Origin of the sequence: Pseudomonas sp. Z5-35, assembly GCF_051131945.1 — a bacterium.
GTDB classification, from domain to species: domain Bacteria; phylum Pseudomonadota; class Gammaproteobacteria; order Pseudomonadales; family Pseudomonadaceae; genus Aquipseudomonas; species Aquipseudomonas marvdashtae.
In genome coordinates this window covers 3,612,282-3,637,339 of record NZ_CP071640.1, presented here as the reverse complement: position 1 = coordinate 3,637,339, position 25,058 = coordinate 3,612,282, and the positions used below count along the sequence as shown (strand labels likewise).

Sequence of the window (25,058 nt, the reverse complement as noted above, 5' to 3'; positions counted from 1 at the left end):
CGGTTGATAGGTGTATAAACACACAAACACCTATCAGGAGAGGAAACGCCATGAATACGGTTCGCTGGAACGTCGCCGTCTCATCCGATACTGACCAGGCGCTTCGGATGTTCCTGGCCAGCCAAGGAGGCGGCCGCAAGGGAGACCTGTCACGCTTCATTGAAGAAGCGGTGCAGGCACATATCCTGGAACTGACGGCAGAGCAGGCCAAGGCGGCCACAGCGAGCGTGAGTGAAGCAGAACTTACCTCAATGGTTGATGAGGCGCTCGACTGGGCCCGTAAGCGCTGATGCGGGTCGTGTTGGATACCAACATTTTATTTAGCGCGCTGATCTCGCCACACGGTGCACCCGATGCGATTTACCGTGCCTGGCGGGCGGCACGTTTCGAAGTGGTGACTTCGCGGATGCAGCTCGATGAAATCCGCAGAGCTAGCCGCTATCCCAAGCTTCAAGCCATCCTTCAACCCGCTAAAGTGGGTGCCATGATCAATAACCTGCAGCGGGCGCTCGTGTTGGAGCGTCTGACCATTGTGGATGAAGCCGATGATCCGGATGACTCGTTTTTGCTCGCCATGGCTTTGGCTGGCGGTGCTGATTATCTAGTGACTGGGGATCGCCGCGCTGGTCTATTGCAGCGTGGGCACATAGAGCGTACCCGGATAGTGACGCCCGGCGTGTTCTGTTCCGAAGTGCTTTGATCTTTGAGCTGTTGTTCGACGAGCATGGGTGGCGCAGAGCATGGAACGATCAAGGGTAGTGGATGATCTAGTCTTGCAGGCTCAAGGGAGAGACCGCCATGTACCGCTTCTTCGAACAACTGAGCTCACGCATCGCCGCACCGTTCCTGGGCGATCGGTCACGGAACAGCAAGATCTGGCCGTGTCGTTGCGGCCAGTCCTTGTTCTTTCGCAACAGCCAGTGCCTGGCATGCCTGGCGGCGCTGGGCTATCAGCCGGAGCAGAGCCGCCTGTCGTCTCTGCAACCCGGCGAGCAACCGGGCACCTGGACCTTGGATGTCGATCCGCAGGCCGGGCTGTTCAGGCGTTGCGCCAATCTTGATACACCAGCGGCCTGCAACTGGCTGTTGCCGGCGAACGGGCATGACACCTTGTGCATCGCCTGCAGCTTGAATCGCACCATTCCAGACTTGTCGGTTGCGGAAAATACTGAGCGCTGGCGCAAGGTTGAAACCGCCAAGCGGCGGCTGGTGGCCCAGCTGATTACCCTGGGCTTGCCGGTGATCCCCAAGACTGCCGATGAAAATATCGGCCTGGCCTTCGACTTCATCGGTGCCGACCTCGACGGCAAGCCGCCGACCACTGGGCACGCCAGCGGGTTGATCACCCTCGATATCAAAGAGGCCGACGATGCCCATCGCGAGCACGTGCGCCAACAAATGCGCGAGCCTTATCGCACCTTGCTCGGGCACTTTCGCCACGAGGTGGGGCATTACTACTGGGATCGATTGGTGGCCGACAGTCATTGGCTGGAGCCATTTCGCGCCTTGTTCGGCGATGAGCGCGCCAGCTATTCCGAAGCCCTGGAGCGCCACTATCAGCAAGGCGCGCCGCTGGACTGGCAAACCCGGTACGTCAGCGCCTACGCCACCATGCACCCTTGGGAAGACTGGGCCGAGACATGGGCCCATTACCTGCACATGATGGACGCCGTCGACACGGCGCTGGGCTTCGGCATGAGCGCGCGGGAAATGGATTTGGACTACCAGCCATTTCTGCCCGAGGCTTTGTTCGACCCGGAACACACAGGCGGCACGGCGTTCCTATCGTTCGTCAACGCCTGGATCGAGTTGGCTGGGATGCTCAACGAACTCTCGCGCAGCATGGGCCAGCCGGATTTCTACCCGTTCGTCGTACCGGCGGCGGTCATCACCAAGCTGCATTTCATCCATCTGGTGATCCAAGAGGAGGGTGGTCGGGCGGATGCGGTGCTGTTGTAGCAGCGCGCAGCTACAAGTGCTTGAAGGCCATGAGTTTTTAATCCCGTGCCAACGGTTGTAACTTCCCGCCAGATAGGTACAATGGCGCGGCTCGCCGTCAGGCGGGCGTCGTTATGGTGACCCCATCGGTCCCCCCGCAACGATTACCCGTGAACCTGGTCAGATCCGGAAGGAAGCAGCCACAGCGGGAACATTGTGTGCCGGGGTGTGGCTGGTGGGGGCACCACCTAATCAGATAACTCTCTGATATATAACGGTTTTTCGCTCTTCTACCACGCGGTGGTACAAGGAGTGATACATCCGTGTCGAACATCCCGTCCTACCTAATGCTGTCCCGCCACTCGGTCTATTACTTCCGAATCGTGGTGCCTGACGTCATTCGTCCGTGGTTCCCCCAAAGAGAAATCCGTCGCTCCCTGCAGACTCGCTGCAAGCGGGAGGCGTTGATTCGTGGGCGTGACATTCTGGCTCAGGTGCAGGGGCTGTTTACGCAGGCGTTCCAAGGCGTCAGACCGTCACTGGAGGGCTTACGTGGCGCGTGGGAAGCAGGGGGCAAGCGCCTTGCCTGCTGGGCTTCATGGCTGCGTCAGCAGCAATTGCTTGGCACCTTGCCGCATGTCCCGCCGGAACGACCCACAGTAGGCGCTCAGGCCGTTCCAGCAGCACCTTCCGTGATAGCGACGGTGGATGTTCAGCAGTCGCCTGGCTTCCTTGCGGTGGTCGATGAACAACTAACCCAGCAGCGCCGTGAAGGTGTCACAGTCAAATCGCTTGACGACAAGCGTGCTGTAGCTGTGCTGTTGACTCGCATTATTGGCGACATGCCCATCGACCAGATAACGCGGAAGGACGCGCACCTGTTCCGGGAAACTGCGCTGAGGCTTCCCCCGCGCCTGAATCAGTTGCCCGACCAGCCCTTGGCGCAGTCGATAGCGGAGGCGACCACGACCATCAGCGTGACGACGTTCAACAACTACGTGAAGAACCTTACGACGTTCTTTTCGTACGCCGTCAGGGAGGGCTATTGCAATCGCAATCCGTTCGAAGGTCTTCGTGTTCGCCAGCGTCGAAAGGTGAGCGAGGAGCGCAGTGCGTTCAGCGCGGATGACCTCAAGCTACTATTCAGCAGAGTGACGTATGCACCAGAGCATGGGCGGAAGCCAAATCAATACTGGCTACCCCTGCTGGGGCTTTATACGGGGGCTAGGCTGAACGAACTGTGCCAGCTTTACGCTGACGACGTGGTAATCATCGATGGCATCCCTTGCCTGCATATTCGGGCTACAAGGCCAGACCAGAAGCTCAAGACGGCCTCTTCCGAACGCCTTGTCCCGATACACTCCAAGCTTCTCGCGTTGGGTTTCTTGGCGTATGTGGACAAGATTCGGGGAGCAGGAGGTGAGCGCGTATTCCCTGAGTTGACCTGTCATAGAAAGCACGGCTACAGCGCGGCACCGTCCAAGTGGTTTACACGGGTGCGTGAGCAGCTAGGTTTTCGTGATGACGCAGTCAGGAAAGACTTCCACAGCTTCCGCCATACATTGGCCGACCACCTGAAGCAGAAAGGTGTCTCTGAAGCATTAGTTGGTGGTTTACTGGGACATCAAACGGGAGGCATTACGTTCGGCCGCTATGGTAAGGATTTCAGACCGGATGTGCTGGCCCCCGTAATGGAGTTGGTGACCTTGGAATCCCTAATCTAGAAACACAATGAGCGTGACACTGCGAACAGACCTAAAGGGAATAACTAGATGGCCGTAAGTGTTTTCGTGGACAACAATGCCTGGGATTATCTTTTTGCCAGAAGCGTGGATCTTGCTATCGACGTATCTGCGGATGACTTCAAATTCGCGATTACCCGCGAGGCGGAGTTCGAGATACGAACCTTGCCTGAGGACCTGAAGGCTTACGTTTCCAAGTGGATCGAAGGCGGCATTGTGGGTACTGACACATACTTTGGGTTTGCTGAAATGGGCTCTGCCGGTGAGTCGCGGGTGGGCGGCTTTGGCAGCGGACGGTTCATCGACCTTGCGGAGAGCGAAATACTGACCGCAGAGCGTGGGGTTATCAAAGAGACCACTAGGCCAACAGGTCTTTACAAAAATGAAGCTGATGTCTCACTAGCTGCCAGGTCAGTCCATTCGGCAATACTGACATCCGACGTTAAGAAAGTACTGGGGAGGGTTGCCAAAAAGTACGGCGGCGTTGTTGTCAATCTTGCGCACTGGCCTGCAGACATGTCATTTGACGCTTATATGAAGGCTGAATGCGCTGTTTTGATTCGTTCCTGAGGTTGCTCCAGGGAAGGCGGTACAGGTCGTTCATGGTTACTCGGGACTTCTGGATTTGCTGCAGGTCAACGCCGTTCGGTTTCCTGGCGAGGTCCATAACAGTGATGCTTCGAAGGGGCCGACTGCCTACCCGATAGCGGCCGCTGGTTGCATTGCTTCGTTGTCGTGCTGCAGGAGGTCATTCTGTTGCTTCAACTACTCCACGGCAGCGACAGACGCGGCCAACTTCGGGTCCAGCTAGGTTTGCGCCGTATTGGCCATGTGTTGTTTCAATTGACGCTATACGGATGGCTGTCAAATGGGGGGGCATGCCTTCAAGAGGAAAACTACAGGGGGGCTCGAATGCAGGACCCCCTGTTACACGGTAATGCTTCTGCGTGAGCGTCAATCCTTAGATCGTCTCCCCGCAAAACAGAATTTCCAGCTATTCACCCAACGCCCCCGCGCCCCCTTGATTTAGTCGGTTCGACATCGTAAGCAATGCGCTACAAGGGGGCGGGCTGATAGTGCGTGTTATGCGGCTTTGGCGGCTATCCGTTTAGAGTTGTTGATGAAGCGACGAACGCTGTCGTACGGAAGTTTTAGCAGGGTGGATATTGCGTGCATGTTTGGGTCAGCCGCGTAAAGCGATGAAATTATCCGCTTGTGCCACTTGGTCAAGACAATCAGCTTTCGGCCCTCGGCTTTCCGCAGTGTATTCGCATGTAGCCGGTTCTCCGTGGGGGTGACCCACTCCAAGTTGCTGGCCGCATTGTTCCTAGTGTTTCCGTCGATGTGATTTACCTGGGTCCGTTCATTCGGGCTTTGATTCACGTGGAAAGCTTTGCAAATCTGGATATGTACCAACTGCGATTTTGCCATTGGTCCGCTGCCGATATTGACGTTGCAGTAGCATCCAGAGCCCGTGTTGCCAGGGCTAAGGAATATTGGAGTATTCCTCCTAAAACTGAGGACCCAGCCATCCTGAGTAAAAGCGTATCCAGGGAACATCGGCAATATGCGCGCTCGTACGCCCTCATAGACGAATTCGGCGATAGCCTGAGTGCCGTCATTAACCAGTTTGTAGGTGACTGGGGTGCCGTTGAAGTGAGTTGTTTTGTAAGTCATTGGTATGTTTGTTGTCTATTGGCCGGGAGGCCGTTGGGAGAAACCAACGCCCACGCGAATACACCGCCCCGACGTTAAGTCTGTGGGTGCGCTGGCGTGTAGGTTGGGGTTTTGGTGCCGATGACCGAAAGGTGTCGGCGGAGTGTGGCTAGGGCGTGATAGCAATCGTGCCCAAGTCCGTGTTTTGGTGGGCGGACGACAGCGACACGGGTGGGGCTTTAGGGTGAGGAGAGGACTGGGGTCGGCTAGTGACCGTGCCTCCGATTACTAGGGCGGCCGTGGTAGCTGGCAGTAGCGAAGCTGCTGTCGGCTGCCCAGCGAGGACGACCAACACGAAGGGAGACTCAAGGGGAGGGGCGCGGGGTTAGGCCCTTAATATGGAAACCGGATTCAGACTTTGACAGGGGACTATTAACCTTGGCCCCTTTCAGAGTCTTAATTGCTGGTCAGGCTCTATGAGTCCATTCAGCAGCTTCGCTACTGCCTGGCCGCCGCCTGCCCTTGGTGGTCTTCTATATAATATCTGTCCAGGAACATAGGCCCTGGAAAACAAGGGCTGCAGCCACGTTTAACCGCCAAGTTCGGCGGGTTTGGGAATCCATTCTGAATAAGCGTCATCGCGCCCTTGGATGTCCCCTCGCCAGGCATACCATGGGTGGATTGTGATGCGCATAGGCCAGGTGCGCCCCTGAGTTTTACGCTTTATAACGTTCATGCTTTCGAGGTCTTGGAGCGCACGTTCGACCGTTCGTTGGGGGGTATCCAGCGCCTTGACTATGTCCTGAATACGACCGAACCAGTAGTTTCTTCCGGTTAGGTTTTGCGACAAGTATCCCAGCGTGTGGACCGCGCTTCCCGAAGCACCTGCCCCTAGCAGTTCAAGAGCCTTCGTGGCACTGAAATATTGCTTGTCGAGCCAAGTGTCGAACGGTGTGAGCGCCTCTAGTAATTCCTCGCTGTTCCTTGCTAGGGAAGGGAACTTGGTGTCCTTTCCGACGTAGAGGTCCACTTGTCGTTCTACTCGACGGCGCGGGAGCTTACGGGTCGCATGGATAATTTCTCCTGTACTTTGGTCTGCGAAGTACATGTGCCCCTTGTCAGTAATAGTGACAGTTGCTCGACCGTTTATAGGTCTGATGGCCTTGGGGAGGCGCAGTTCACCACTAGGCGCAGCACTGTCGGATTTTAGGTTTGTTGATTCCATTCAACGCGTCCGCACAATGGGGCCCATGGAGCGCCAGTAAGGAGCCTCCCGGTCGGGCAGAACCAGGTCCAGCATGTCAGCGTCGGTCCAAGTCAGGCCGCTAACCAGGGCCAGTTCCAAGGCTTCTGCGAGCCGCGTATCACGCCCTTTCCGTTTGCTGATGGCGCTAGCCAGGTGGGTCAGCCGGTTGAGGTGGTCTTTGTGCAGGTGCAGGTTGAGCCGCACCAGAGGGGATGGGTGTTTCATAGGGATGGAGGTCCTGTGATAGCAAACGCAAACGCCCCCGCCGTGGCTTTCCAGGCAGGTTCGATGGTTTGCATGATTTGGTTGACGTGCAGCCGGACGGGATATCGGTGTGTTTACACAAGGATTGGCCCTAATAGCCGTGGCGCTGTCTGAAGATAGAGCGGCGGGTGCCTTTCTCCCTGACTGGCTCTAATTACAGGTTTGTCCTCAGCCCCGCAGTCCGGGCCACCTCTAGGGTTTTCCCTGGGCGGGTATCCCGGCGCTTGGTCTTCGCCAGGTGGTCGGCAATCACGATCAAGTGGGCAATGTGGTCGCGGAGTAGGTATACGTTTAAGCGGACGAGGGTGTCTGCTGTTGATGTTTCATGGATTAGTTTCCTGTTGCGATGAACGTGCCAACGCCCCGCGCTGGAGGGACCAGGCAGGGTGGGCAAACGGTGGGTTTCTGCTAGGACTGGTGACAATTCGCCAGTTGCGACGCGAACGACCAATTCCCGAGATGTCAGGAAGTTAAAGGCCGTTTATACAATGACTGGTGGTAAATAGCCGTGGACGTCGCATACGCGGCTGGAAGGGCTGTCAGTTTATCAATGACTGGCTGTAAATAGGGAAGCAAGCCCATTGCAGGCTTACCGGATCAACCAGAGGCCATCTTCTTGGCGCGCTGCACGGTGGCTGTACTAGCCCCTGTGGCCTCTGCTGCGTCCCGGACGCTCATACCGCTGGCCAGGCATTTGAGGATGCGGTCGTGCTTCTCCTTGTCGATGCCACGCCCTTTGTACGCCTTCCTGTCTACTGCCTTCTTGATGCCTTCAGCCTGACGACGTCGACGGTCTTCGTAATCCTTCCGGGCCACTGCGGTCAGCATGTCCAGCAACATGTCGTTAATAGCCGCAAGCATTCTAGACGTGAAGGCGTCAGCGGATGTCGTAGTCTTCGCCATGAACTGGTGAGACGTAGGTAGGTCAAGCGCAACGACTTTGACCTCCTTGTCCTTGATGATTGCACGGAGCTTCTGCCAGTCGGCCTCGGTTAAACGGGATAGCCGGTCAACCTGCTCTACCAGGAGGATGTCACCCGGCTGTGTGTTGTCCAGCAGCTTAAACAGCTCAGGTCGCTGCAGGGAGGCACCACTTTCGTTCTCAACGTAATAGTGGGCAATCTTGTGGCCCTGGCTTGCTGCGAACTCAGTGAGCTGGCCCCTGGCGCGGTTGGCATCCTGTTCGGCAGTAGAGGCACGAAGGTAAGCGCGGATAAACATGGGTCGACGGTCCTTGTGGTCGTATAAGTGTGGTCGATAATAGTGTATTCGTATAGGTAGTCAATAGATTTTATATGAGCACGATCTGTTCAAGGTTTTCCGTGCTCGCTGTTGTATACCCTTACGACCACGATGTCGGGCGACGATGCACAAGACGATTCCTCAATGTCGCATGCCGTTGCAAGTGGTATAGAGACGCACAGTCAACACTGGATTATGACGGGCCTACTTCTCCTTGGTCTTGGAAGGTAGTAAGTACGGGCGGCGTCAAGGCCCCGGATGGATGCAGATAAAGCTTGTTATTCCTCGTCGTCATCCTCGTCGTCCGCACTCAGAGTCGGCTGGTTTTCATCCACGTATTCTTCACAGCCATTGTTGAATGAAGATGACGGGGTGCTACAGGACGATGCGTCGTCAATATCGTTCTCTTCCGCCCAGGCATACCCAGCGTCGTGTCCTTCGCCAGCTAAAGCGATGCAAGGGGCGGCAGTTAGCATCAGTAGTGTGATTGCTACATATCTCAATGTCATGGCGGTGGTCTCAATGGGCTGAGTGTAGTTGTATGTGTAGGTGCATAGAACCTCAAGCGTACAATCTTCGCTAGGTAAATCGTTGGAGCCGAGGTGGGGGAGGGGGGAATAGATTCGTCACCATACATATCTAAAGCGTTCAGAAATCTGGGCCAAAAAAAGTCGGTATGGGATGCTGCAGCCGCAGAGCCCGCACGTGTGGACAAGCTTGCCGGTACTTATGGGCTGTAGGCTTGTCATTCAGCTCTGACAATACTGCTGTCGATGTCGCTTGCATCGGCCGCAGGGCGGCCTAAACTTCAGACGCGGGAGAGCTGGATGCTTCCTACCAGAGAGCATAAGGAGATGTGTGATGGATAAGCAGGCCCTGTTTGAAAGATGCATGGCGTTAAGCGCTAGCCGCGTTCTGAATGAGCAGCAAATCGGTTGGTCAGGTCGCTGGACTTTAATGGGGGATTTCGTGGTTTGTGGCCAGTGCCTAGCCGCCCAGCCTATTGATATGGCAGACCAGCAGTTTACTCATGCGCCGGGTTGTTTAGCTGGCCAGTGCTGCACGTACCCATGGCATGAACTCCAAAGCATAATGGGTCAAATCCCCGGCAAGCAACTTAGCCAATAGCGGCTACTCCCGCTCCATTCAATCAGTAACTGTTTTGCTGTGGCGTTCCCCGGTGACTCTTTTATAAGTCCCAGGGAATGCAGTGCGTGTGCCAGCTCAACGTTGGAGGGGCTGCTCTTGTCGAATCTAACCTTGTGTCTTTTTAGCAAGGCTATGGCATCCCGCCTCGCGACGAGGTCGGGTCGGGTTGACCCCTTCTTCGCTTGAGCGCGTTTGGTTTTAGCGACCTTTTTGAGCTGGGTTGTTTGAGCGGCTTGCCATTCCTTAGCAGACCCTGTCAGCTTCCAGAGAATCTGTACTCCCCATCGTCCTTGTAATGTATTGGGCATGAAGTCACTTCGCGCCTCGGCCCAGGCGAGCATGTCATAGACAAAGCGCACCTCTTTGGCATTTAGCATCTGGGACCAAGGAAACTGCCCATCGCCCACGGCAACCATTTTTTGCAGTTCGGCAATCAAAGGACTACCCGTCGCGGCAACGTAAGTCCTGTCTATCCGAGTATCCTTGGACATGGTGATTCTCCAGAAACCGTTACGTACCTTATATCGTCGCCTACTCAAATAGTCAAAAAAAGGAATATGACCGGTTCCGGTTCAATCATATGGTTATATAGGATTGGTGGGGATCGCAGGGGGAGCGTCTGCCTCGATGAGCGGGTGTTAGGCTTGGTTGCGGGTGGTGGCGAGGGACGGCCGTTCCCTGACATCGCTTGTTACATGTTTCGTCAATTCCCTAGTGGCAATGTGCCGTTTTTCTTTGCAATCGCGTTGAGCGAGGGGTATAAACAAGTTGCTGGACGTACCGTCCAGGTGCTCTTTAAACATGGTGAATATTCTCTGGGCTTGCAGTTGGTGGTTGGGAAACTGACCGGCTTTGGTGTTCTTCAAAGCTACCTCTCCGCAACGACTCAGTCCCCTAGTTCGTCCTACGTGTGTGTTCTGTGCTTGGGCCGCGCGTCATCGAGGTGTTCTGCGTTAGCGTTTGCTCTATGCGCTGGCTAATTGTTCCTCGTTTACGTAAAGCTGTTCGGTTTACGCAATTGGCATATGTTGACGGATGAATTCTACGGTGACGAAGTTGGCGGCGGCGACGGCTTATCGACATTGATAAATCAATATCAATAAGCAGAACTGTGGTTTGTAGTGGTGTCTTGGAAGTTCCATTCGGCCCGGAATGCTTTGGCGGCGGCAATTTCGCCGGCGAAGGAGCTACAACCATGCGTAAGATGAAGCCAGTCCGTTCTCGGACTACTCTGAAAAAGCACAATATCCAAGACACCCGCGTTACAGTTGATAGTGAACGTTCTCATAGCAACGAAGGAAAAGGCAGTCGGTTGAAACGAATCCGCCAAGCGGTGGAGGGGCTACTGATTCGCCAAGCACTTTTGGAGATTTGGGAACGTAAGCTGGAGTACTGGGATCGAGCCTGTGATGCTGTAGGCAAACTCCTTGAGGCTATGTCCTCATGACGCAACAAATCACATCATTCGAATTCTGAAGGGCCGATCTGAGTATCGGCCTTTCTTCGTTTTAGGACCGGAACATGGATGCCCCAACGTACCCTCTCAAACCTATCCATAGCATTCAGGCGCTAGCTTTGGCGCTGGGTGAGAGCGAACGTCTATTAGAGCGTCTTGCAGCTCGCGCTGACCGGATGTACCGCCACGTTCCTCAAGAGAAAAAAGGGAAAAAACGGGATACTTATGACGCTCATGAGTCGCTTAAACGGGTCCAACGAAAGATCGTTGATAGAATCCTCGCAAGAGTAATCTTCCCCAAGTACCTGCACGGGGGCATCAGGGATACCACATCCCCTAGAAGTATTCTTAGTAATGCCGTAGTCCATGCTGGCGCAAAGTACGTCATTCTTCAGGATATTAAGAACTTTTACCCTTCAATATTGATGGATCAGGTCCACGCCTTATATCGCGGACTGTTCGGGTTTGGTGTAACCGTATCCGCTCTGCTGTCATCTATATGCACTCGCGAGGGAAGCACTCCTCAAGGGGCGAGTACAAGTGGCTACATCGCCAATCTGATATTTTGGGATGTTGAGCCGAAAATAGTTAGGGGGCTTCTCGACAACGGTTTCCAATACTCTCGATTCGCTGACGACATAACCATCTCATCTAGTCGGCAGCCTTCGTCGGACGAGCTTTCGTTCATTGTTTCCACCGTCACAGGGATGCTGGCCGCTAAAGGGTGCCATCAGAAGCGGGCTAAGCTTCACATGCGAGTACGAGGGCAGGGAATTAAGGAGGATGACCAAACCTTCAAACCGCTCACGGTAACTGGGTTGAGCGTCTACAACAGTGTTCCCGGCTTGACCAAGCTGGAGCGTAAACGTATACGGTCGGCAGTCAGGCAGTTGGAGGTCGCGAGCGAGTCTGTTCCTGATTGGAAGGTCCTTGAACCAATGTATCATCGGGCAATGGGGCGGGTTGGGCGTTTGCTTGCTTGCCGACATCCAGACGGTGAAGCTTTCAAAGCTCGGCTCAATGCAGTGAAGCGTTCGTACCAAAAACCTTTACTGGAACGATACCAGCAAGCCTCTAACGCTACTTTGCCATATGCCCATAGGGGCAGTCGCGCCTGAGCAAGCGAACAGCCCGTTACCTTGGGAGCTGTGAGAGTTGAGACTTCATTCATTCCGTCGGTGGTACAAAAGGGGGGCAGTCGGGTGGTACAAAACGCCTTGCCAGGCATCCCTATACCCGCCGTACAATGAACCCAAATTCACATCCGCGTGATGGTGAAGAATCGTGTGACACCCTCTGGAAGCCCCAGGTGAGTGTCGTTATGGTGACCCCATCGGTCCCCCCGCAACGATTACCCGTGAACCTGGTCAGATCCGGAAGGAAGCAGCCACAGCGGGAACATTGTGTGCCGGGGTGTGGCTGGTGGGGTTGCCTCCATAACGCCCAGGCCTTCGTTCGCAAGGCTTATGAGATGACTTTAGGTCAGTCTGAAGCGAAGTGGTCCTTTCGCTTTAAGTTTTGCCGAGATAGTGCAATTTGTTACGGGTGAAACACTCCGTGCTTTGACGAAGCGTTCCACCCGTGAAGTTATAGTGCAAATACAATCTCTGATTCTCTTAGTTCGCAAACTCTAACTGTATTCGATAGTACCGATATTTTAACGGTTCTGTCGGTGATGTTATGATTGAATTCGATTTTAGCAACACTCTCCGCAAATCCATCATCTATATTCAAAATTGAGATGCCGTCAGGGTAAAGCTTATCCTTGTTGTCAGTTAGGGCATATCTTCCTCCCGAAGATGCATAGCCTTGGAGGATGCGGCTTTCTACTTTTACTAATTTTTCATTAATCATTTGATGGATGGAGCTCGCTTGGTTTTCTTCTGCTGAGAAATACAAGCTGGTATTTGTTGTAAATGTAAAGTATGTCGTGTCCGGAACTACAACTGACTCTTTCCCTTCGCCGGGAGGGGAGTCTTGTTCTTCGCCAATTGCTATAAGGTGTCGGACGCCATTCTCTTCGTGAAACTTGCTTTTCTTGCTGTGAGATGAATGGCTTTGCCCATCAATGGTAAGGTTTACGGATGCAATGATGCCCCAGTAATCACTCGTTGAGATCGATCCCTGTGTGTTCATTGAGGTATAAGTAACTTGGCCGCCCGTTTTTTTTATTTCGAATATAGCCTCTGTTTCGGGGTCGCTCATTTTGATAGTAATTGAGTCAGGGATGTAGGCGGCTATTAAGCCGTAATGGTTGGGGCGTATATCTGTTGTTGTAGGGAAGAGCATTGGCTCAGGTCGCCAGGTTTCAACTAGTCTCCACTCAGGATTTGTAAGGCTGGTGCGGGTATACAAGCTCTTCGATAATAGAAGCGCCTTCGAAGAAAAGATTGTCATTGGCGTCTTGTTTGATGCGGTCACTGATTCAGTTTTCATCTTGGTTGTCCTGTAAATATGGCTTGAGTTTGTACAGAGTTGCAAGAAATAGCGGTTTTCTTGTCCTGTGATTGTTTTTTTTGCCGTATTTTTTGTCTACTGTCAGAACTGACAGTCCGGACGAGTGGTAGTTTTAGGTTTTGCACGGTTTGCCGAAAGAATCGTTTTTATACAAAAAAGAATTCACTGTCTCGGTAGCCAGAGGTCGTACGCGTCTCAGCCTGATCCGGTATCAATTCCTTTCAATTGGCCGGTGTGCATCGGCTGCCGAACTCTGCTCACGATCCTTCCCCGGCAGTCGGCGGGCATCCGCATCCAATAAACTCACGCTGTCTTCCTCAAGACTCCATGAGGAGCCAATTTTAACGGGAAGGTTTTCTTTTAAGTTACCTGCAACGGAGGCTCACTTTCTCACTTTATCGAAAGCGCCTGGTCGACCGCCGCAATCAGCTTCCCCAGGTCCTTCGGCGTGGCCTTGTGTATGACATTGAACAAGTAGGCCCGTTGCTCGTCTTCATCGGCCATGTCGGCAAAAAACGCTTTAGGCTGGACGTCCAATACGTTGGCAAGCAGGAGCAAGGCTTCGACGCTGGGGGTGTAGGTGCCGGTTTCGAAGCGGCTGATGGTTTTCGGGTCAAAACCGGTCTTTTCGCCAAGTTCAGCCTGAGTAAGCCCCGCTACTTTGCGGTAGCGTCTGATGGCTGAGCCCAGACTTGAAATTTGCATCGCTTAATTCCCATTCAGAATCAAGAACTTAACGATAGATTTTCGCATTAGGCAACCGCTTGTTCCATCACCTTGCTTTGCAAAATGTGATGCGTTTCGTAGAATCGGTCTTTGGCACGTGAATTTGGTGATCTGCTTCTGAAGCCGGGCGAGTAAAAGGACCGGGGCTCGCGCTTCTTGCAGCGACACAAGGCGGGGCCTGGAGCATTCAGGTCGCACCGCCAGCGTCCGTGCTCCAGCTTTATCAAGGTATTTGAGCCTGGTTGATTTTCGCCCGTCCGGGGGCGGTGCAACCGCGCGCGCCAAACGAGCCTGACTCATGGATGACTGCTTCGATGGATAAGAAGTACCGCAGGGCCGTTGACGCCGCCGCGATCTTTTCCGAAACCGATTTGAGCGGTCGCATCACTTACGTCAACGATCAATTCTGCGATCTGTTTGGCTTCCGGCGCGATGAGCTGCTGGGGGCGAACCACAGGTTGCTCAATTCCGGCCAGCACCCCAGCGAGTTCTTCAGCGCGATGTGGCGCACCATCGCGTTGGGGGAGATCTGGAAGGGCGAGATCTGCAATCGATCCAAGGACGGTACGCTGCACTGGGTCGACACCACCCTGGTACCGATGACTGACGAAGCGACAGGGCTCGTCGAGCGATACCTGGCGATTCGCTTCGATGTCAGCGAAAAGCGCCGGCTGCTGCATTCCCTGCAATGGCGGGTCGGGCACGATGTGCTGACTGGACTGCCCAATCGTACCTACTTGTCCGAACTGCTGGACCAGGCCTTGGAATTTTCCCGGGGAGAGAATCTACCCCTGGCGGTTTGCATGCTCGATCTGGATGGCTTCAAGGCAGTCAACGACGGTTATGGCCACGCCAGCGGTGATCGCTTGCTCGTGGAAGTCGCCAGGCGGTTGCGCAGCATTGTGCGCGGCGACGACGTCGTGGCGCGCCTGGCCGGGGATGAGTTCGTGTTGGTGCTGCGACATGTGTGTGGCATGGACGAATTGCATGCCGCGTTGAATCGGGTGTTGATCGCCGTGTCCATGCCCTATGCCATTGATGGCAAGAGCATTAACGTTTTTGCCAGCATCGGTGTGACGCTGTCTCCCTGGGATAACGAAGACGCCGACACGTTGCTGCGCCACGCCGACCAGGCGATGTACGTGGCCAAGCAGAGCGGTCGCAATCGGTTTCACCTGTTCGACGTGTCCCGGGACAAAGAGGTGCGTGCAACTTACCAGACCGTCGAACGGGTCCGACAGGCCTTGGCCAGCAATGAATTGCGATTGTATTTCCAGCCCAAGGTCAATATGCGCAATGGCACCGTGGTCGGTCTGGAAGCTTTGTTGCGCTGGAAGCATCCGCAGCGTGGCCTGGTGCCGCCACGCGAATTCCTGCCGCTGGTAGAAGAGACGGACCTGATTGTCGAGATCGGCGAATGGGTCATGGGACAAGTGCTGACTCAGCTACAACGATGGCAACAGGTGGGGCAGGGCTGGCCGGTGAGCATCAATATATCGGCCCGCCATTTCCAGCGAGCGGATTTCGTCGAGCGGCTGCAACGGAAGTTGGAGCAGCACCCAGCGGTGTTGCCGCGCATGCTCGACCTGCAGATCGTGGAGTCGGTCGCCGTGGAAAACCTCGCGCACGTCAGCGCCTGTCTACAGGCGTGCCAGGCCTTGGGCGTGGGGTTTTCATTGGGCGGTTTCGGTACGGGCTATTGTTCGCTCAATGACCTCAAGCACCTACATACGCAAACCATCAAGATCGACAAGACCTTCGTGCGCGATATGCTAGATGACCGGGACGATCTTGCGCTGACCGAAGCCGTGATCGGTCTGGCTCGGGCGTTTGGCCGGCAGGTGGTCGCGGAGGGCCTCGACAGTCTTGAGCACGGACAGGTGCTGCTGCGCCTGGGATGTGAAGTGGCGCAAGGCTACTTCATCGCCCGGCCCATGCCCGCCAACCGGGTGCCGGGCTGGGTAAGAAGCTTCGTCCCGCCGCCGCAGTGGCAGAGTCGGCCGGGTGCTCAGGGCGATACGGCGCCGCTCTGAGACCCCTCGCTGCGACCGGTGTAGAGCTGGATGATCGCGTCGATTTCCCCGGACATTTTCATTTTCAGCAAGGTGCGCAGAATGCGTTGCGCTGGAATTTCCGGGTCATTGCGCACATAGCAGCTCAGTTGCTGTTCCTGGAGGACCGCAACCTCATGCAGCTGTCGGTCGGCGCCATGCCGTTGGTTGAACCAATCCAGCGCCCATTGATTGCTGACCGCATAACGATAGCGCCCGGCCAACAGTTTCGCCAACACCTGATCCTGGCTGCGCGCATCGTCGCGCCGCAGATGGCCGCTGTCGAACAAAGGTTGCAAGGTAGGGTAGCGGTAGCTGAGCACGGTGCCGATCGATTGCTGCGCCAGCGCCGCCGGGGCGATTTTTTCGCCGGTGCCGGTCGCGCTGACGAGCACGTCGCGCTGAAAGAACAGCGGAACGCTCCAAAGGTAGTCGGGGCCTTTGTCCTTCACCCAATCAGGCGAGACGTAACAGCGCATGTCTATTTCGCCATGTTCCATGGCGCTGTCCAGTCGTGCGCGAGCCAGGACATGAAATTGCGCAGGCATGCCCACCCGGGTTGCCAGGCTGGTCATGATGTCCGGCAGGATGCCTTGGGTCGGGTGGCCTCGCTCGATCTGCACCATGGGCATGGCCCAGCCGTCGGTAATGGCGAAACGCAAGGGGACCTCGTCGGCGAAACATCCCGTAGTCAACAGCAGCAAAGCCCCCATGGCCGAACGCATAAACTCTCCTGACAGTGCCCAACCGTGTCGACAACCGAGCCTTCAGGTCCAAGCTTAGCCACATTAGACGAGCACACCGGATGCAATTTCGCCCCTGCTCCGCTAGCATTAGCCGCTTATGTTCCTTCGTTGCGACGGTTTTCGATGAGTTATCAGGTTCTTGCACGTAAATGGCGTCCGCGCTCGTTCCGCGAAATGGTCGGCCAGACCCATGTGCTCAAGGCTCTGATCAATGCCTTGGACAGCCAGCGGCTGCACCATGCCTACCTGTTCACCGGCACCCGGGGCGTGGGCAAGACCACCATTGCGCGGATCATCGCCAAGTGCCTGAACTGTGAAACCGGCATCACTTCGACCCCCTGCGGCGAATGCTCGGTTTGCCGGGAAATCGACGAAGGTCGTTTCGTCGACCTGATCGAGATCGACGCCGCCAGCCGCACCAAGGTCGAAGACACCCGTGAGTTGCTCGACAACGTCCAGTACGCGCCGAGCCGTGGGCGCTTCAAGGTCTACCTGATCGACGAAGTGCACATGCTCTCCAGCCATTCCTTCAATGCGTTGCTCAAGACCCTCGAAGAACCGCCGCCCTACGTCAAGTTCATCCTGGCGACCACCGATCCGCAGAAACTTCCTGCAACGATTCTCTCGCGGTGCCTGCAGTTCTCCCTGAAGAACATGACGCCGGAACGGGTCGTCGAGCATTTGACCCACGTCCTGGGCGTCGAGAACGTGCCGTTCGAAGACGACGCGCTGTGGCTGCTGGGCCGCGCCGCCGACGGTTCGATGCGCGACGCCATGAGCTTGACCGACCAGGCCATCGCTTTCGGTGAAGGCAAGGTCATGTCCGCCGATGTGCGCGCCATGCTCGGCACTCTCGATCACGGCCAGGTCTACGACGTGCTGCATGCGCTGATCGAAGGCGACGCGAAGGCGCTCCTCGAAGCGGTGCGTCACCTGGCCGAGCAGGGGCCGGACTGGAATGGCGTGCTCTCGGAAATCCTCAATGTGCTGCACCGTGTCGCCATCGCCCAGGCGTTGCCGGACGGCGTTGACAACGGTCATGGCGACCGCGATCGCGTATTGGCCCTGGCCCAGGTGCTGCCGGCCGAAGACGTGCAGTTCTATTACCAGATGGGCTTGATCGGCCGCCGCGACCTGCCTTTGGCACCGGACCCGCGAGGCGGCTTCGAAATGGTGCTGCTGCGAATGCTCGCGTTCCGGCCCGCCGATACGTCGGAAGCGCCGAGACAGGTGCTAAAGCCAGTGGGGATCAGCCAGGCCACAGCTGATTCCGCCAAGCCAGTGGCTGCCACGCCCAATGTCGCGTCGGCAGCGGCTTCTGCTCCGGCCGCAGTGGCGCCTGTCGCCCAACCGGCCCCGAATCCTGTCGATACCATGCCTGAACCGGAGCCCGAACCGGAGCCGGTCGTTGAGGCGTTGCCCCAGCCTGTCGTCGAAGAAGTCATCGATCTGCCCTGGAACGACCCGGTCGAGCCGGAGGTCGTCCTGCAGCCTGCTGTGGAACCGGTGCTGGAAACGGTCGCCGAGCAGCCCGAATTGCCGCCCATGCCCATGCCGACGCCGGACAGCGTGGTGCCCGACGCGCCCGAGTGGGTCGCCGCGCCGGTGCCCGAGCCGACGGTGGCGGACGTCGATGTCGCCACGCCGGGCAGCGACCTGGATGACGAGCCGCCGTTGGACGAGGATTACATCGAGCCGGACATGGATTCGGCCTACAGCTACCTGGACGACCTGGCCAGCGAGCATGCCGCCGAGCCAGCACCGGAGCCCGAGCCGGAACCCGCGGCGATGCCAGCCACAGGGCTGGCCTTGCAATGGCTGGAGCTTTTCCCGAAACTGCCGATCAGCGGCATGACAGGCAGCATCGCTGCCAACTGCACGTTGATTTCCGTGGAAGGCGACCACTGGCTGTTGCACCTGGACCCGGCCCACAGCGCGCTGTTCAATGCGACCCAACAGCGTCGTCTCAACGATGCGCTGAACCAATACCACCAGCGCCCCCTGACGTTGACCATCGAGCTGATCAAGCCCGAGCAGGAAACCCCGGCACAGGCTGCTTCCCGCCGCCGTGCCGACCGTCAGCGCGAGGCGGAGGAGTCGATCCACGGCGATCCGTTCATCCAGCAGATGATGCAACAGTTCGGCGCCGTGGTCCGTCACGATACTATCGAACCTGTCGAGGCCCCGGTCACCCAGGGCTCATAACTGAAAGCGCCGGGCCGAACGCCGGGCGCTGTGTTTATTCACGTACTTTCGAGGTGATTCCCATGATGAAAGGTGGCATGGCCGGCCTGATGAAGCAGGCGCAGCAGATGCAGGAAAAAATGGCCAAGATGCAGGAAGAGCTGGCCAACGCTGAAGTCACCGGCAAGTCCGGCGGCGACATGGTGACCGTGGTCATGACCGGGCGCCACGACATCAAGCGCGTCAGCATCGACCCAAGCGTGGTCGAAGGCTTGAGCGAAGATGACAAGGAAATGCTCGAAGCCCTGTTCGCCGCCGCCGTCAACGACGCCGTGCGCAAGATCGAAGCCAACAGCCAGGACAAGATGTCCGGCATGACCGCTGGCATGCAGTTGCCGCCGGGCATGAAACTGCCGTTCTGATTCGCCATCCCGATCGGGATGGGCTACACACAATGCCAGGCATCGCGCCTGGCATTTTTGTTTGCGCTATGCAGCCGGTCACTGGCGCCGTTCGGCTGAACAAACATCGAACGCCGCCCCTTCGGCAATGGTCTGCTCCCTATACGTGCCCGTAACGAACAAGGAGACGCTTGCATGTCGATTTCCAACCAGCGCATCGTCCTGGCTTCCCGCCCGGAAGGTGCGCCCATCCCTGAAAACTTTCGTCTCGAACACGTCACGCTGCCGGACCTGGCGCAGGGACAGATCCTGCTCAAGACGCTGTTCCTGTCGTTGGATCCCTACATGCGCGGACGCATGAGCGACGCACCTTCCTACGCCGCGCCGGTGCAAATCGACGAGGTGATGACCGGTGGCGCCGTCAGCCGCGTGGAGCGCTCGATGCATCCCAAGTTCCAGGAAGGCGATCTGGTGGTGGGTGCAACGGGTTGGCAAAGCCACTGCATCAGTGACGGCCGCAATGTCATTCCCATCCCCTCGGGATTGCCTAGCCCTTCAATGGCCCTGGGGGTTCTGGGGATGCCGGGCATGACCGCCTACATGGGTCTGATGGACATCGGCCAACCCAAGGCAGGGGAAACCCTGGTGGTTGCCGCGGCGTCGGGAGCGGTCGGTTCAGTGGTCGGCCAGGTGGCGAAGATCAAGGGCCTGCGCGTGGTGGGCGTGGCCGGCGGAAGCGAGAAGTGCAAATACGTGGTCGACGAGCTGGGGTTCGACGCCTGCGTCGATCATCGAAGCGAAAATTTTGCGCAAGAACTGGCCCGGGCCTGCGACCAGGGCATCGACATCTATTACGAAAATGTCGGTGGCAAAGTCTTCGACGCGGTGGTGCCGCTGCTCAATGCCAAGGCCCGCATCCCGCTCTGCGGATTGATCGCCTCCTACAACGATCGTCAGCCGTCGAGTGGCCCGGATCGTCTGCCGCAGTTGCAGCGCACGCTGCTGACCAAGCGCGTGCGTATCCAGGGCTTCATCGTGTTTGATGACTACGGTGATCGCCAGCCGGAATTCATCAGCGCCATGGCGCCCTGGGTGCGCGACGGCAGGGTCAAGTTCCGCGAAGACCTTGTCGACGGTCTCGAGAACGCGCCACAGGCATTTATCGGTCTGCTGGAAGGGCGCAACTTCGGCAAGTTGGTCGTGCGGGTGGCGCGCGATTGAGTATTTGACGCTAATCGGAGGCGCGGGTATAAACCGCGTCTCGTTGTTATGTCGGACGTTTCCTCCATGAGCTTCAGCCCTTTGATCCGTCAACTGATCGATGCCCTGCGAACTTTGCCGGGTGTCGGTCAGAAAACCGCCCAGCGCATGGCGTTGCAATTGCTTGAGCGTGATCGCAGTGGCGGCTCACGCCTGGCCCAGGCCTTGAGCCAGGCGATGGAAGGGGTAGGGCATTGCCGCTTGTGCCGCACCCTGACGGAAGACGACCTTTGTCCGCAATGCGCCGACCCGCGTCGGGACGACAGCCTGCTCTGCGTGGTGGAGGGGCCGATGGACGTGTACGCGGTGGAGCAGACCGGTTTCCGTGGTCGCTACTTCGTGCTCAAGGGCCATTTATCGCCGCTCGACGGGCTAGGGCCGGAGGCCATTGGCATTCCGCAACTGATGGCGCGGGTCGAGGAGGCGGGTACGTTTACCGAAGTCATCCTTGCCACGAACCCGACGGTCGAAGGCGAAGCCACCGCCCACTACATTGCCCAACTGCTGAGCAACAAAGGCCTGGTCGCCTCCCGCATCGCCCACGGCGTGCCCCTGGGCGGCGAGTTGGAGTTAGTGGATGGTGGGACATTGGCGCATTCGTTTGCCGGGCGCAAGCCGATCGCGTTGTAACGTGTGAAGCGAGCAGGCTCGCTTCCACACGTTCTACCGTCGGGCGCCGATTATCGTTCGCTGAGCGAAAACTGCGTCAGGCAAAACGTCGGTATCCCCATGTCTTCCAGGCGCTGGGAGCCGAGCAGTTCTGGCAAATCGATTATCGCCGCCGCTTCATGGACCTTCGCGCCCATGCGGTGGATCAGGTTGGCCGCGGCGATCAGCGTGCCGCCCGTGGCGATCAGGTCATCGAACATCACCACCGAATCACCCTCGCACAGGCTGTCGGCGTGAACTTCCAGGAAGGCCTCGCCGTATTCGGTCTGGTAGCCCTCGGCCAATACGTCGGCCGGCAGCTTGCCTTGCTTGCGGAACAGCACCAGCGGCTTGTTCAGTTGATAGGCCAGGATCGAGCCAATCAGGAAACCTCGCGCATCCATCGCGCCGATATGCGTGAACCCGGCCTCGACATAGCGATGGGCAAAGCTGTCCATCACCAGCCGCAGCGCGGTGGGCGACTGGAACAACGGAGTAATGTCGCGAAAGATCACGCCGGGCTTGGGGAAGTCAATAACGGGGCGGATCAGGGATTTGATGTCGAAGGAGTCGAAGACCATCGTCGAAGTGTCCTGGCTGGCTGCAAACGCCGCAGTATAGCGCGGCGGGGCGAAAGCCTCAGCCGCGCAGGCGTATCAGCCTTCTACCGAGCCGCCAGCCAGGGCGCAAAGCTGGATCGGGTCGAGGATGTGGATTTCCTTGCCTTCGGCGGCGATCAATTCATTCTGCTGGAAACGGGTAACCACCCGAGACACGGTTTCCACCGCCAGGCCCAGGTAGTTGCCGATTTCGTTGCGCGACATGCTCAGGCGAAACTGATTGGCGGAAAACCCACGGGCACGAAAGCGTGCCGAGAGGTTGACGAGGAACGTGGCGATGCGTTCGTCGGCGGTTTTCTTCGAGAGCAACAGCATCATCTGCTGGTCGTCACGGATTTCCCGACTCATCACCCGCATCAATTGACGGCGCAGTTGCGGTAACTGCACGGACAGCTCGTCGAGACGATCAAAAGGAATTTCGCAGACCGAGGTGGTTTCCAGCGCTTGGGCCGAGACCGGGTGGCTCTCGGTGTCCATGCCCGACAGGCCCACCAGTTCGCTGGGCAAGTGGAAACCCGTGAGCTGCTCTTCGCCGCCGTCGCTCAGATTGAAGGTCTTCAAGGCGCCCGAGCGTACGGCATAGACCGAATTGAAGGCATCGCCCTGGCGAAACAGAAACTCGCCTTTCTTCAATGGACGTCCGCGTTTGACGATGTCGTCCAGCGCGTCCATGTCCTCCAGATTCAATGAAAGTGGCAGGCACAGGGGGGCCAGGCTGCAGTCCTTGCAGTGTGCCTGGTTATGAGCGCGCGATTTGACTGGCTCGGACATTTCTTAAATCCTTGTGGGAAAACACACATAAGCCGTAAGGGTAACCCAGCATACTAACTCCGGCCAGCGCGGTATCACCGTCAAATTGTCGCGCTCAGATGACGCGGGAAAAACGCTGTCGGTCCTGATGCTCCAGATACACGTCGAACACCATGCAGACCGAGCGCACCAGCAACCGCCCGGCGGGTAATACCTTGATGTGCGTATTCGTCAATTCGATCAGCCCGTCGTCGGCCATTGCCTGTAGTTGCGGCCATATCGAGGCGAAATACTCGCAAAAATCGATATTGAAGGCCTGCTCGATCTCGGCGAACGCCAACGTGAACTGGCAGGTCAGTTGTTGGATTACCGCCCGTCGCACCCGGTCGTCAGCGTTGCACACCAGCCCGCGATTGGTCGTCAGTTGCCCGTCGGACAGGGTGTTCTGGTAGTGGCTCAAATCGCTGCTGTTCTGGCAGTAGAGGTCGCCGATCTGGCTGATGGCCGACACGCCCAGACCGACCAGGTCGCAATGACCATGGGTGGTATAGCCCTGGAAGTTGCGCTGCAAGGTCGCTTCTTCCTGGGCGATTGCCAGTTCGTCGTCGGGCAGGGCGAAGTGATCCATGCCGATGTAGCGATAACCGGCGGCGGTCAGCTGTTCGAGGGTGCCTTGCAGCATCGCCAGTTTCTGGGGCGGGTTCGGCAGGTCCTGGCTGTTGATGCGCCGCTGGGGCATGAAGCGTTCCGGCAGGTGGGCATAGTTGAACACCGACAGGCGGTCCGGTTGCAGGCTGATAACTTCCTCGACAGTGCGGGCAAAGCTTTCCGGGGTTTGCTTGGGCAAGCCGTAAATCAAATCGATGTTGATCGAACGAAACTGCAGGGTCCGGGCGGCTTCGACCACGGCGCGGGTTTCTTCCAGGCTTTGCAGGCGATTGATGGCGCGCTGCACGGCCGGGTCAAGATCCTGCAGGCCGATGCTGACCCGGTTGAAGCCCAGCTCCCGCAGCAGTCCCATGGTCGACCAGTCGGCTTCCCGAGGGTCTATTTCAATGCCGTAGTCGCCGGAATCGTCGTCCACCAAGTTCAAGTGTTTGCGCAGCTTGGCCATCAACTGACGCAACTCGGCATGGCTGAGAAAGGTCGGCGTACCGCCGCCAAGGTGCAGCTGTTCCACGCGCTGGGCCGGGTCCAGGTGGCAACCGATCAGTTGGATTTCCTGCTCCAGGCGTTGCAGATAGACATGGGCCCGGCCGCGATCCTTGGTGATGACTTTGTTGCAGGCGCAGTAGTAGCAAATATTGGCGCAGAACGGCACGTGTACATACAGCGACAGCGGCTTGAGCGCTTTGCGGCTATCGCGCAGGGCGTGGAGCAAATCGAAACTGCCCACTTGGCCGGCAAACTGCGCCGCGGTCGGGTACGAGGTGTAGCGTGGGCCCGCCAGGTCGTAGCGGCGGATCAGGTCTGAGTCCCAACGAATGGCGTCGAGCATGCGGGCGTTCCCCGGATAGGCTGGCATGCTTGAAAGTTTATCGGGGCGGTGGAAGGAGCGTGTTGATTTACGTCAACAGGGCAAGCCCGCTGCCAACGTATCCCTGTGTAACCGGCTCAATGCCCCATGAGCCAATGCTGATGCGGCCCTGGCAAAGTCCAGATTCCGAAGACAATCACCAACAAGCCGCCAGCCATGCGCACGCTGCGTTTGCGTAACAATGCCGTGACGCGTTCGGCGGCGAGGCCGGTGGCGAGCAGCACCGGCCAGGTGCCCAGGCCAAAGGCGAGCATCAGTAAAGCACTGTCCAGCGCATTGCCTTGGCTGGCGGACCACAGCAGGGTGCTGTAGACCAACCCGCACGGCAACCAACCCCACAGCGCGCCGAGCAGCAGGGCCCGGGGCAGGCTCGACACCGGCAGCAGGCGATTGGCGACGGGTTGGATATGCCGCCACAGGCCACGCCCGACGCTTTCGATCCGTGTCAGGCCACTCCACCAACCTGCCAGATACAGGCCCATGGCGATCAGCAACAGACCGGCCAGCACCCGCATGACCATTGCCGCCGGGCTGTTTGCCACGGCCCAGCCGGCCAGGCCGATCAGCAAGCCGGCCGTGGCGTAGCTGAGGATTCGTCCGAGGTTGTACGCCAGCAACAATCGAAAGCGCCGGCTGCGCTGTTCCTTGGGAATTGCCAGGGTCAGGGCGCCCATCAACCCGCCGCACATGCCCAGGCAATGTCCACCACCCAACAGGCCAAGGATGACGGCCGAAACCAGCAAGGGCGCCAGATCAAGCATGGGGCGGGGCCTTGTCGTCCGGTTTGCGCTCGTCGCCGCTGGCCTCGTCCACGGCGGCCTTGTGGTTCGGGTCCTGGTCGTCGAACAGAATGCTATGGGCGGGACCGTCGAGGTCATCGTATTGGCCGCTGTCCACGGCCCAGAAGAAAATGTAGACGGCGATGGCTACGATCAGCAGCGCGGCAGGGATCATCAGGTAGAGAGCTGGCATGTCGGAACTCCAT

25 protein-coding genes and 2 other RNA genes are annotated in these 25,058 nt (G+C 57.4%); 14 read left to right on the top strand and 13 right to left on the bottom strand.

Features of this window, described 5'->3' with window-relative positions; genetic code table 11:
• Window positions 1-50: 50 nt before the first annotated feature.
• The 6 genes from J3P95_RS16635 to J3P95_RS16610 all read left to right on the top strand — a co-directional run bounded on the left by J3P95_RS16635 (window position 51) and on the right by J3P95_RS16610 (window position 4,250).
• Window positions 51-290, top strand: a complete 240-nt coding sequence (locus J3P95_RS16635) for a ribbon-helix-helix domain-containing protein (protein WP_434580461.1) — start codon at window positions 51-53, stop codon at window positions 288-290.
• Window positions 290-700: a putative toxin-antitoxin system toxin component, PIN family gene (locus J3P95_RS16630; RefSeq protein WP_434557862.1), complete on the top strand. Its 411-nt coding sequence runs from the start codon at window positions 290-292 to the stop codon at window positions 698-700. Before J3P95_RS16635 ends, J3P95_RS16630 begins: the two co-directional genes overlap by 1 nt.
• A 98-nt stretch (window positions 701-798) precedes the next feature.
• Window positions 799-1,959, top strand: a complete 1,161-nt coding sequence (locus tag J3P95_RS16625) for a zinc-binding metallopeptidase family protein (RefSeq protein WP_434580463.1) — start codon at window positions 799-801, stop codon at window positions 1,957-1,959.
• Window positions 1,960-2,082: 123 nt separating this feature from the next.
• An RNA gene (gene ffs, locus J3P95_RS16620) (signal recognition particle sRNA small type) lies at window positions 2,083-2,179 on the top strand.
• An 82-nt stretch (window positions 2,180-2,261) separates the two neighbouring features.
• Entirely contained in the window at window positions 2,262-3,662 is a 1,401-nt protein-coding gene (locus tag J3P95_RS16615) for a DUF6538 domain-containing protein (RefSeq protein ID WP_434580465.1), read from the top strand.
• A gap of 48 nt (window positions 3,663-3,710) precedes the next feature.
• Window positions 3,711-4,250: a hypothetical protein gene (locus tag J3P95_RS16610; protein ID WP_434580467.1), complete on the top strand. Its 540-nt coding sequence runs from the start codon at window positions 3,711-3,713 to the stop codon at window positions 4,248-4,250.
• 513 nt (window positions 4,251-4,763) lie between these two features.
• Here J3P95_RS16610 and J3P95_RS16605 read toward each other — a convergent pair.
• The 5 genes from J3P95_RS16605 to J3P95_RS16585 all read right to left on the bottom strand — a co-directional run bounded on the left by J3P95_RS16605 (window position 4,764) and on the right by J3P95_RS16585 (window position 9,728).
• On the bottom strand, window positions 4,764-5,357 hold the full coding sequence (locus J3P95_RS16605; RefSeq protein WP_434580469.1) for an HNH endonuclease: 594 nt from the start codon (window positions 5,355-5,357) through the stop codon (window positions 4,764-4,766).
• 568 nt (window positions 5,358-5,925) lie between these two features.
• A complete protein-coding gene (locus J3P95_RS16600; RefSeq protein ID WP_434580471.1) occupies window positions 5,926-6,561 on the bottom strand; it encodes a helix-turn-helix transcriptional regulator in 636 nt (211 codons plus the stop codon).
• On the bottom strand, window positions 6,562-6,807 hold the full coding sequence (locus tag J3P95_RS16595; RefSeq protein WP_434580473.1) for a hypothetical protein: 246 nt from the start codon (window positions 6,805-6,807) through the stop codon (window positions 6,562-6,564).
• Window positions 6,808-7,443: 636 nt separating this feature from the next.
• Window positions 7,444-8,067 (bottom strand): recombinase family protein, encoded by a 624-nt coding sequence (locus tag J3P95_RS16590; protein WP_434580474.1) that lies wholly within the window; start codon window positions 8,065-8,067, stop codon window positions 7,444-7,446.
• A 1,118-nt stretch (window positions 8,068-9,185) separates the two neighbouring features.
• Complete coding sequence (locus J3P95_RS16585) at window positions 9,186-9,728, bottom strand: hypothetical protein (RefSeq protein ID WP_434580475.1); 543 nt, start codon at window positions 9,726-9,728, stop codon at window positions 9,186-9,188.
• 704 nt (window positions 9,729-10,432) lie between these two features.
• Here J3P95_RS16585 and J3P95_RS16580 point away from each other — a divergent pair.
• From J3P95_RS16580 to ffs (J3P95_RS16570), 3 genes are all read left to right on the top strand, one after another.
• On the top strand, window positions 10,433-10,684 hold the full coding sequence (locus J3P95_RS16580; protein WP_434580477.1) for a hypothetical protein: 252 nt from the start codon (window positions 10,433-10,435) through the stop codon (window positions 10,682-10,684).
• A 74-nt stretch (window positions 10,685-10,758) separates the two neighbouring features.
• Complete coding sequence (locus tag J3P95_RS16575; RefSeq protein WP_434580479.1) at window positions 10,759-11,811, top strand: reverse transcriptase family protein; 1,053 nt, start codon at window positions 10,759-10,761, stop codon at window positions 11,809-11,811.
• 213 nt (window positions 11,812-12,024) lie between these two features.
• An RNA gene (gene ffs, locus J3P95_RS16570) (signal recognition particle sRNA small type) lies at window positions 12,025-12,121 on the top strand.
• Window positions 12,122-12,280: 159 nt separating this feature from the next.
• Here ffs (J3P95_RS16570) and J3P95_RS16565 read toward each other — a convergent pair.
• Window positions 12,281-13,129: a hypothetical protein gene (locus J3P95_RS16565; RefSeq protein WP_434580481.1), complete on the bottom strand. Its 849-nt coding sequence runs from the start codon at window positions 13,127-13,129 to the stop codon at window positions 12,281-12,283.
• 411 nt (window positions 13,130-13,540) lie between these two features.
• The gene (locus J3P95_RS16560) at window positions 13,541-13,855 is read right to left on the bottom strand and encodes a helix-turn-helix domain-containing protein (RefSeq protein ID WP_434580482.1); all 315 of its coding nucleotides are present in this window, start codon (window positions 13,853-13,855) and stop codon (window positions 13,541-13,543) included.
• A 335-nt stretch (window positions 13,856-14,190) separates the two neighbouring features.
• Between J3P95_RS16560 and J3P95_RS16555 the strand changes: the two genes are divergently transcribed.
• Window positions 14,191-15,909, top strand: coding sequence for a putative bifunctional diguanylate cyclase/phosphodiesterase (locus J3P95_RS16555; protein WP_434557859.1), 1,719 nt, complete (start codon window positions 14,191-14,193; stop codon window positions 15,907-15,909).
• Here the strand turns inward: J3P95_RS16555 and J3P95_RS16550 are convergent.
• Entirely contained in the window at window positions 15,885-16,652 is a 768-nt protein-coding gene (locus tag J3P95_RS16550) for a substrate-binding periplasmic protein (protein ID WP_434557858.1), read from the bottom strand. The genes J3P95_RS16555 and J3P95_RS16550 overlap by 25 nt on opposite strands.
• Window positions 16,653-16,796: 144 nt before the next feature.
• Here J3P95_RS16550 and dnaX point away from each other — a divergent pair, with 144 nt between their 5' ends.
• The 4 genes from dnaX (at window position 16,797) to recR (ending at window position 21,148) form a co-directional block, all read left to right on the top strand.
• Window positions 16,797-18,878, top strand: a complete 2,082-nt coding sequence (dnaX, locus tag J3P95_RS16545; protein WP_434580485.1) for a DNA polymerase III subunit gamma/tau — start codon at window positions 16,797-16,799, stop codon at window positions 18,876-18,878.
• A 62-nt stretch (window positions 18,879-18,940) separates the two neighbouring features.
• Window positions 18,941-19,279: a YbaB/EbfC family nucleoid-associated protein gene (locus J3P95_RS16540; RefSeq protein ID WP_003183512.1), complete on the top strand. Its 339-nt coding sequence runs from the start codon at window positions 18,941-18,943 to the stop codon at window positions 19,277-19,279.
• Window positions 19,280-19,453: 174 nt separating this feature from the next.
• A complete protein-coding gene (locus J3P95_RS16535; RefSeq protein ID WP_434580486.1) occupies window positions 19,454-20,479 on the top strand; it encodes an NADP-dependent oxidoreductase in 1,026 nt (341 codons plus the stop codon).
• Between the two features lie 66 nt (window positions 20,480-20,545).
• A complete protein-coding gene (recR, locus tag J3P95_RS16530) occupies window positions 20,546-21,148 on the top strand; it encodes a recombination mediator RecR (RefSeq protein WP_186636627.1) in 603 nt (200 codons plus the stop codon).
• A 50-nt stretch (window positions 21,149-21,198) separates the two neighbouring features.
• Here the strand turns inward: recR and J3P95_RS16525 are convergent, their stop codons facing one another.
• From J3P95_RS16525 to ccoS, 5 genes are all read right to left on the bottom strand, one after another.
• Window positions 21,199-21,747, bottom strand: a complete 549-nt coding sequence (locus J3P95_RS16525; protein ID WP_186636626.1) for an adenine phosphoribosyltransferase — start codon at window positions 21,745-21,747, stop codon at window positions 21,199-21,201.
• A gap of 75 nt (window positions 21,748-21,822) precedes the next feature.
• A complete protein-coding gene (gene fnr, locus J3P95_RS16520; RefSeq protein ID WP_434580489.1) occupies window positions 21,823-22,557 on the bottom strand; it encodes a fumarate/nitrate reduction transcriptional regulator Fnr in 735 nt (244 codons plus the stop codon).
• A gap of 94 nt (window positions 22,558-22,651) precedes the next feature.
• Entirely contained in the window at window positions 22,652-24,034 is a 1,383-nt protein-coding gene (gene hemN, locus J3P95_RS16515; RefSeq protein WP_434580491.1) for an oxygen-independent coproporphyrinogen III oxidase, read from the bottom strand.
• A 116-nt stretch (window positions 24,035-24,150) separates the two neighbouring features.
• On the bottom strand, window positions 24,151-24,834 hold the full coding sequence (locus J3P95_RS16510; RefSeq protein WP_434557853.1) for a sulfite exporter TauE/SafE family protein: 684 nt from the start codon (window positions 24,832-24,834) through the stop codon (window positions 24,151-24,153).
• Window positions 24,827-25,045, bottom strand: a complete 219-nt coding sequence (gene ccoS / locus J3P95_RS16505) for a cbb3-type cytochrome oxidase assembly protein CcoS (RefSeq protein WP_434580492.1) — start codon at window positions 25,043-25,045, stop codon at window positions 24,827-24,829. Before ccoS ends, J3P95_RS16510 begins: the two co-directional genes overlap by 8 nt.
• Between the last annotated feature and the right edge of the window lie 13 nt (window positions 25,046-25,058).

What these genes read in the sequence shown, in the direction of transcription:
- J3P95_RS16635 (WP_434580461.1), top strand. Translation starts at nt 51, where the DNA reads ATGAATACGGTTCGCTGGAACGTCGCCGTCTCATCCGATACTGACCAG.
- J3P95_RS16630 (WP_434557862.1), top strand. Translation starts at nt 290, where the DNA reads ATGCGGGTCGTGTTGGATACCAACATTTTATTTAGCGCGCTGATCTCG.
- J3P95_RS16625 (WP_434580463.1), top strand. Translation starts at nt 799, where the DNA reads ATGTACCGCTTCTTCGAACAACTGAGCTCACGCATCGCCGCACCGTTC.
- J3P95_RS16610 (WP_434580467.1), top strand. Translation starts at nt 3,711, where the DNA reads ATGGCCGTAAGTGTTTTCGTGGACAACAATGCCTGGGATTATCTTTTT.
- J3P95_RS16605 (WP_434580469.1), bottom strand. Translation starts at nt 5,357, where the DNA reads ATGACTTACAAAACAACTCACTTCAACGGCACCCCAGTCACCTACAAA.
- J3P95_RS16600 (WP_434580471.1), bottom strand. Translation starts at nt 6,561, where the DNA reads ATGGAATCAACAAACCTAAAATCCGACAGTGCTGCGCCTAGTGGTGAA.
- J3P95_RS16595 (WP_434580473.1), bottom strand. Translation starts at nt 6,807, where the DNA reads ATGAAACACCCATCCCCTCTGGTGCGGCTCAACCTGCACCTGCACAAA.
- J3P95_RS16590 (WP_434580474.1), bottom strand. Translation starts at nt 8,067, where the DNA reads ATGTTTATCCGCGCTTACCTTCGTGCCTCTACTGCCGAACAGGATGCC.
- J3P95_RS16585 (WP_434580475.1), bottom strand. Translation starts at nt 9,728, where the DNA reads ATGTCCAAGGATACTCGGATAGACAGGACTTACGTTGCCGCGACGGGT.
- J3P95_RS16580 (WP_434580477.1), top strand. Translation starts at nt 10,433, where the DNA reads ATGCGTAAGATGAAGCCAGTCCGTTCTCGGACTACTCTGAAAAAGCAC.
- J3P95_RS16575 (WP_434580479.1), top strand. Translation starts at nt 10,759, where the DNA reads ATGGATGCCCCAACGTACCCTCTCAAACCTATCCATAGCATTCAGGCG.
- J3P95_RS16565 (WP_434580481.1), bottom strand. Translation starts at nt 13,129, where the DNA reads ATGAAAACTGAATCAGTGACCGCATCAAACAAGACGCCAATGACAATC.
- J3P95_RS16560 (WP_434580482.1), bottom strand. Translation starts at nt 13,855, where the DNA reads ATGCAAATTTCAAGTCTGGGCTCAGCCATCAGACGCTACCGCAAAGTA.
- J3P95_RS16555 (WP_434557859.1), top strand. Translation starts at nt 14,191, where the DNA reads ATGGATAAGAAGTACCGCAGGGCCGTTGACGCCGCCGCGATCTTTTCC.
- J3P95_RS16550 (WP_434557858.1), bottom strand. Translation starts at nt 16,652, where the DNA reads ATGCGTTCGGCCATGGGGGCTTTGCTGCTGTTGACTACGGGATGTTTC.
- dnaX (WP_434580485.1), top strand. Translation starts at nt 16,797, where the DNA reads ATGAGTTATCAGGTTCTTGCACGTAAATGGCGTCCGCGCTCGTTCCGC.
- J3P95_RS16540 (WP_003183512.1), top strand. Translation starts at nt 18,941, where the DNA reads ATGATGAAAGGTGGCATGGCCGGCCTGATGAAGCAGGCGCAGCAGATG.
- J3P95_RS16535 (WP_434580486.1), top strand. Translation starts at nt 19,454, where the DNA reads ATGTCGATTTCCAACCAGCGCATCGTCCTGGCTTCCCGCCCGGAAGGT.
- recR (WP_186636627.1), top strand. Translation starts at nt 20,546, where the DNA reads ATGAGCTTCAGCCCTTTGATCCGTCAACTGATCGATGCCCTGCGAACT.
- J3P95_RS16525 (WP_186636626.1), bottom strand. Translation starts at nt 21,747, where the DNA reads ATGGTCTTCGACTCCTTCGACATCAAATCCCTGATCCGCCCCGTTATT.
- fnr (WP_434580489.1), bottom strand. Translation starts at nt 22,557, where the DNA reads ATGTCCGAGCCAGTCAAATCGCGCGCTCATAACCAGGCACACTGCAAG.
- hemN (WP_434580491.1), bottom strand. Translation starts at nt 24,034, where the DNA reads ATGCTCGACGCCATTCGTTGGGACTCAGACCTGATCCGCCGCTACGAC.
- J3P95_RS16510 (WP_434557853.1), bottom strand. Translation starts at nt 24,834, where the DNA reads ATGCTTGATCTGGCGCCCTTGCTGGTTTCGGCCGTCATCCTTGGCCTG.
- ccoS (WP_434580492.1), bottom strand. Translation starts at nt 25,045, where the DNA reads ATGCCAGCTCTCTACCTGATGATCCCTGCCGCGCTGCTGATCGTAGCC.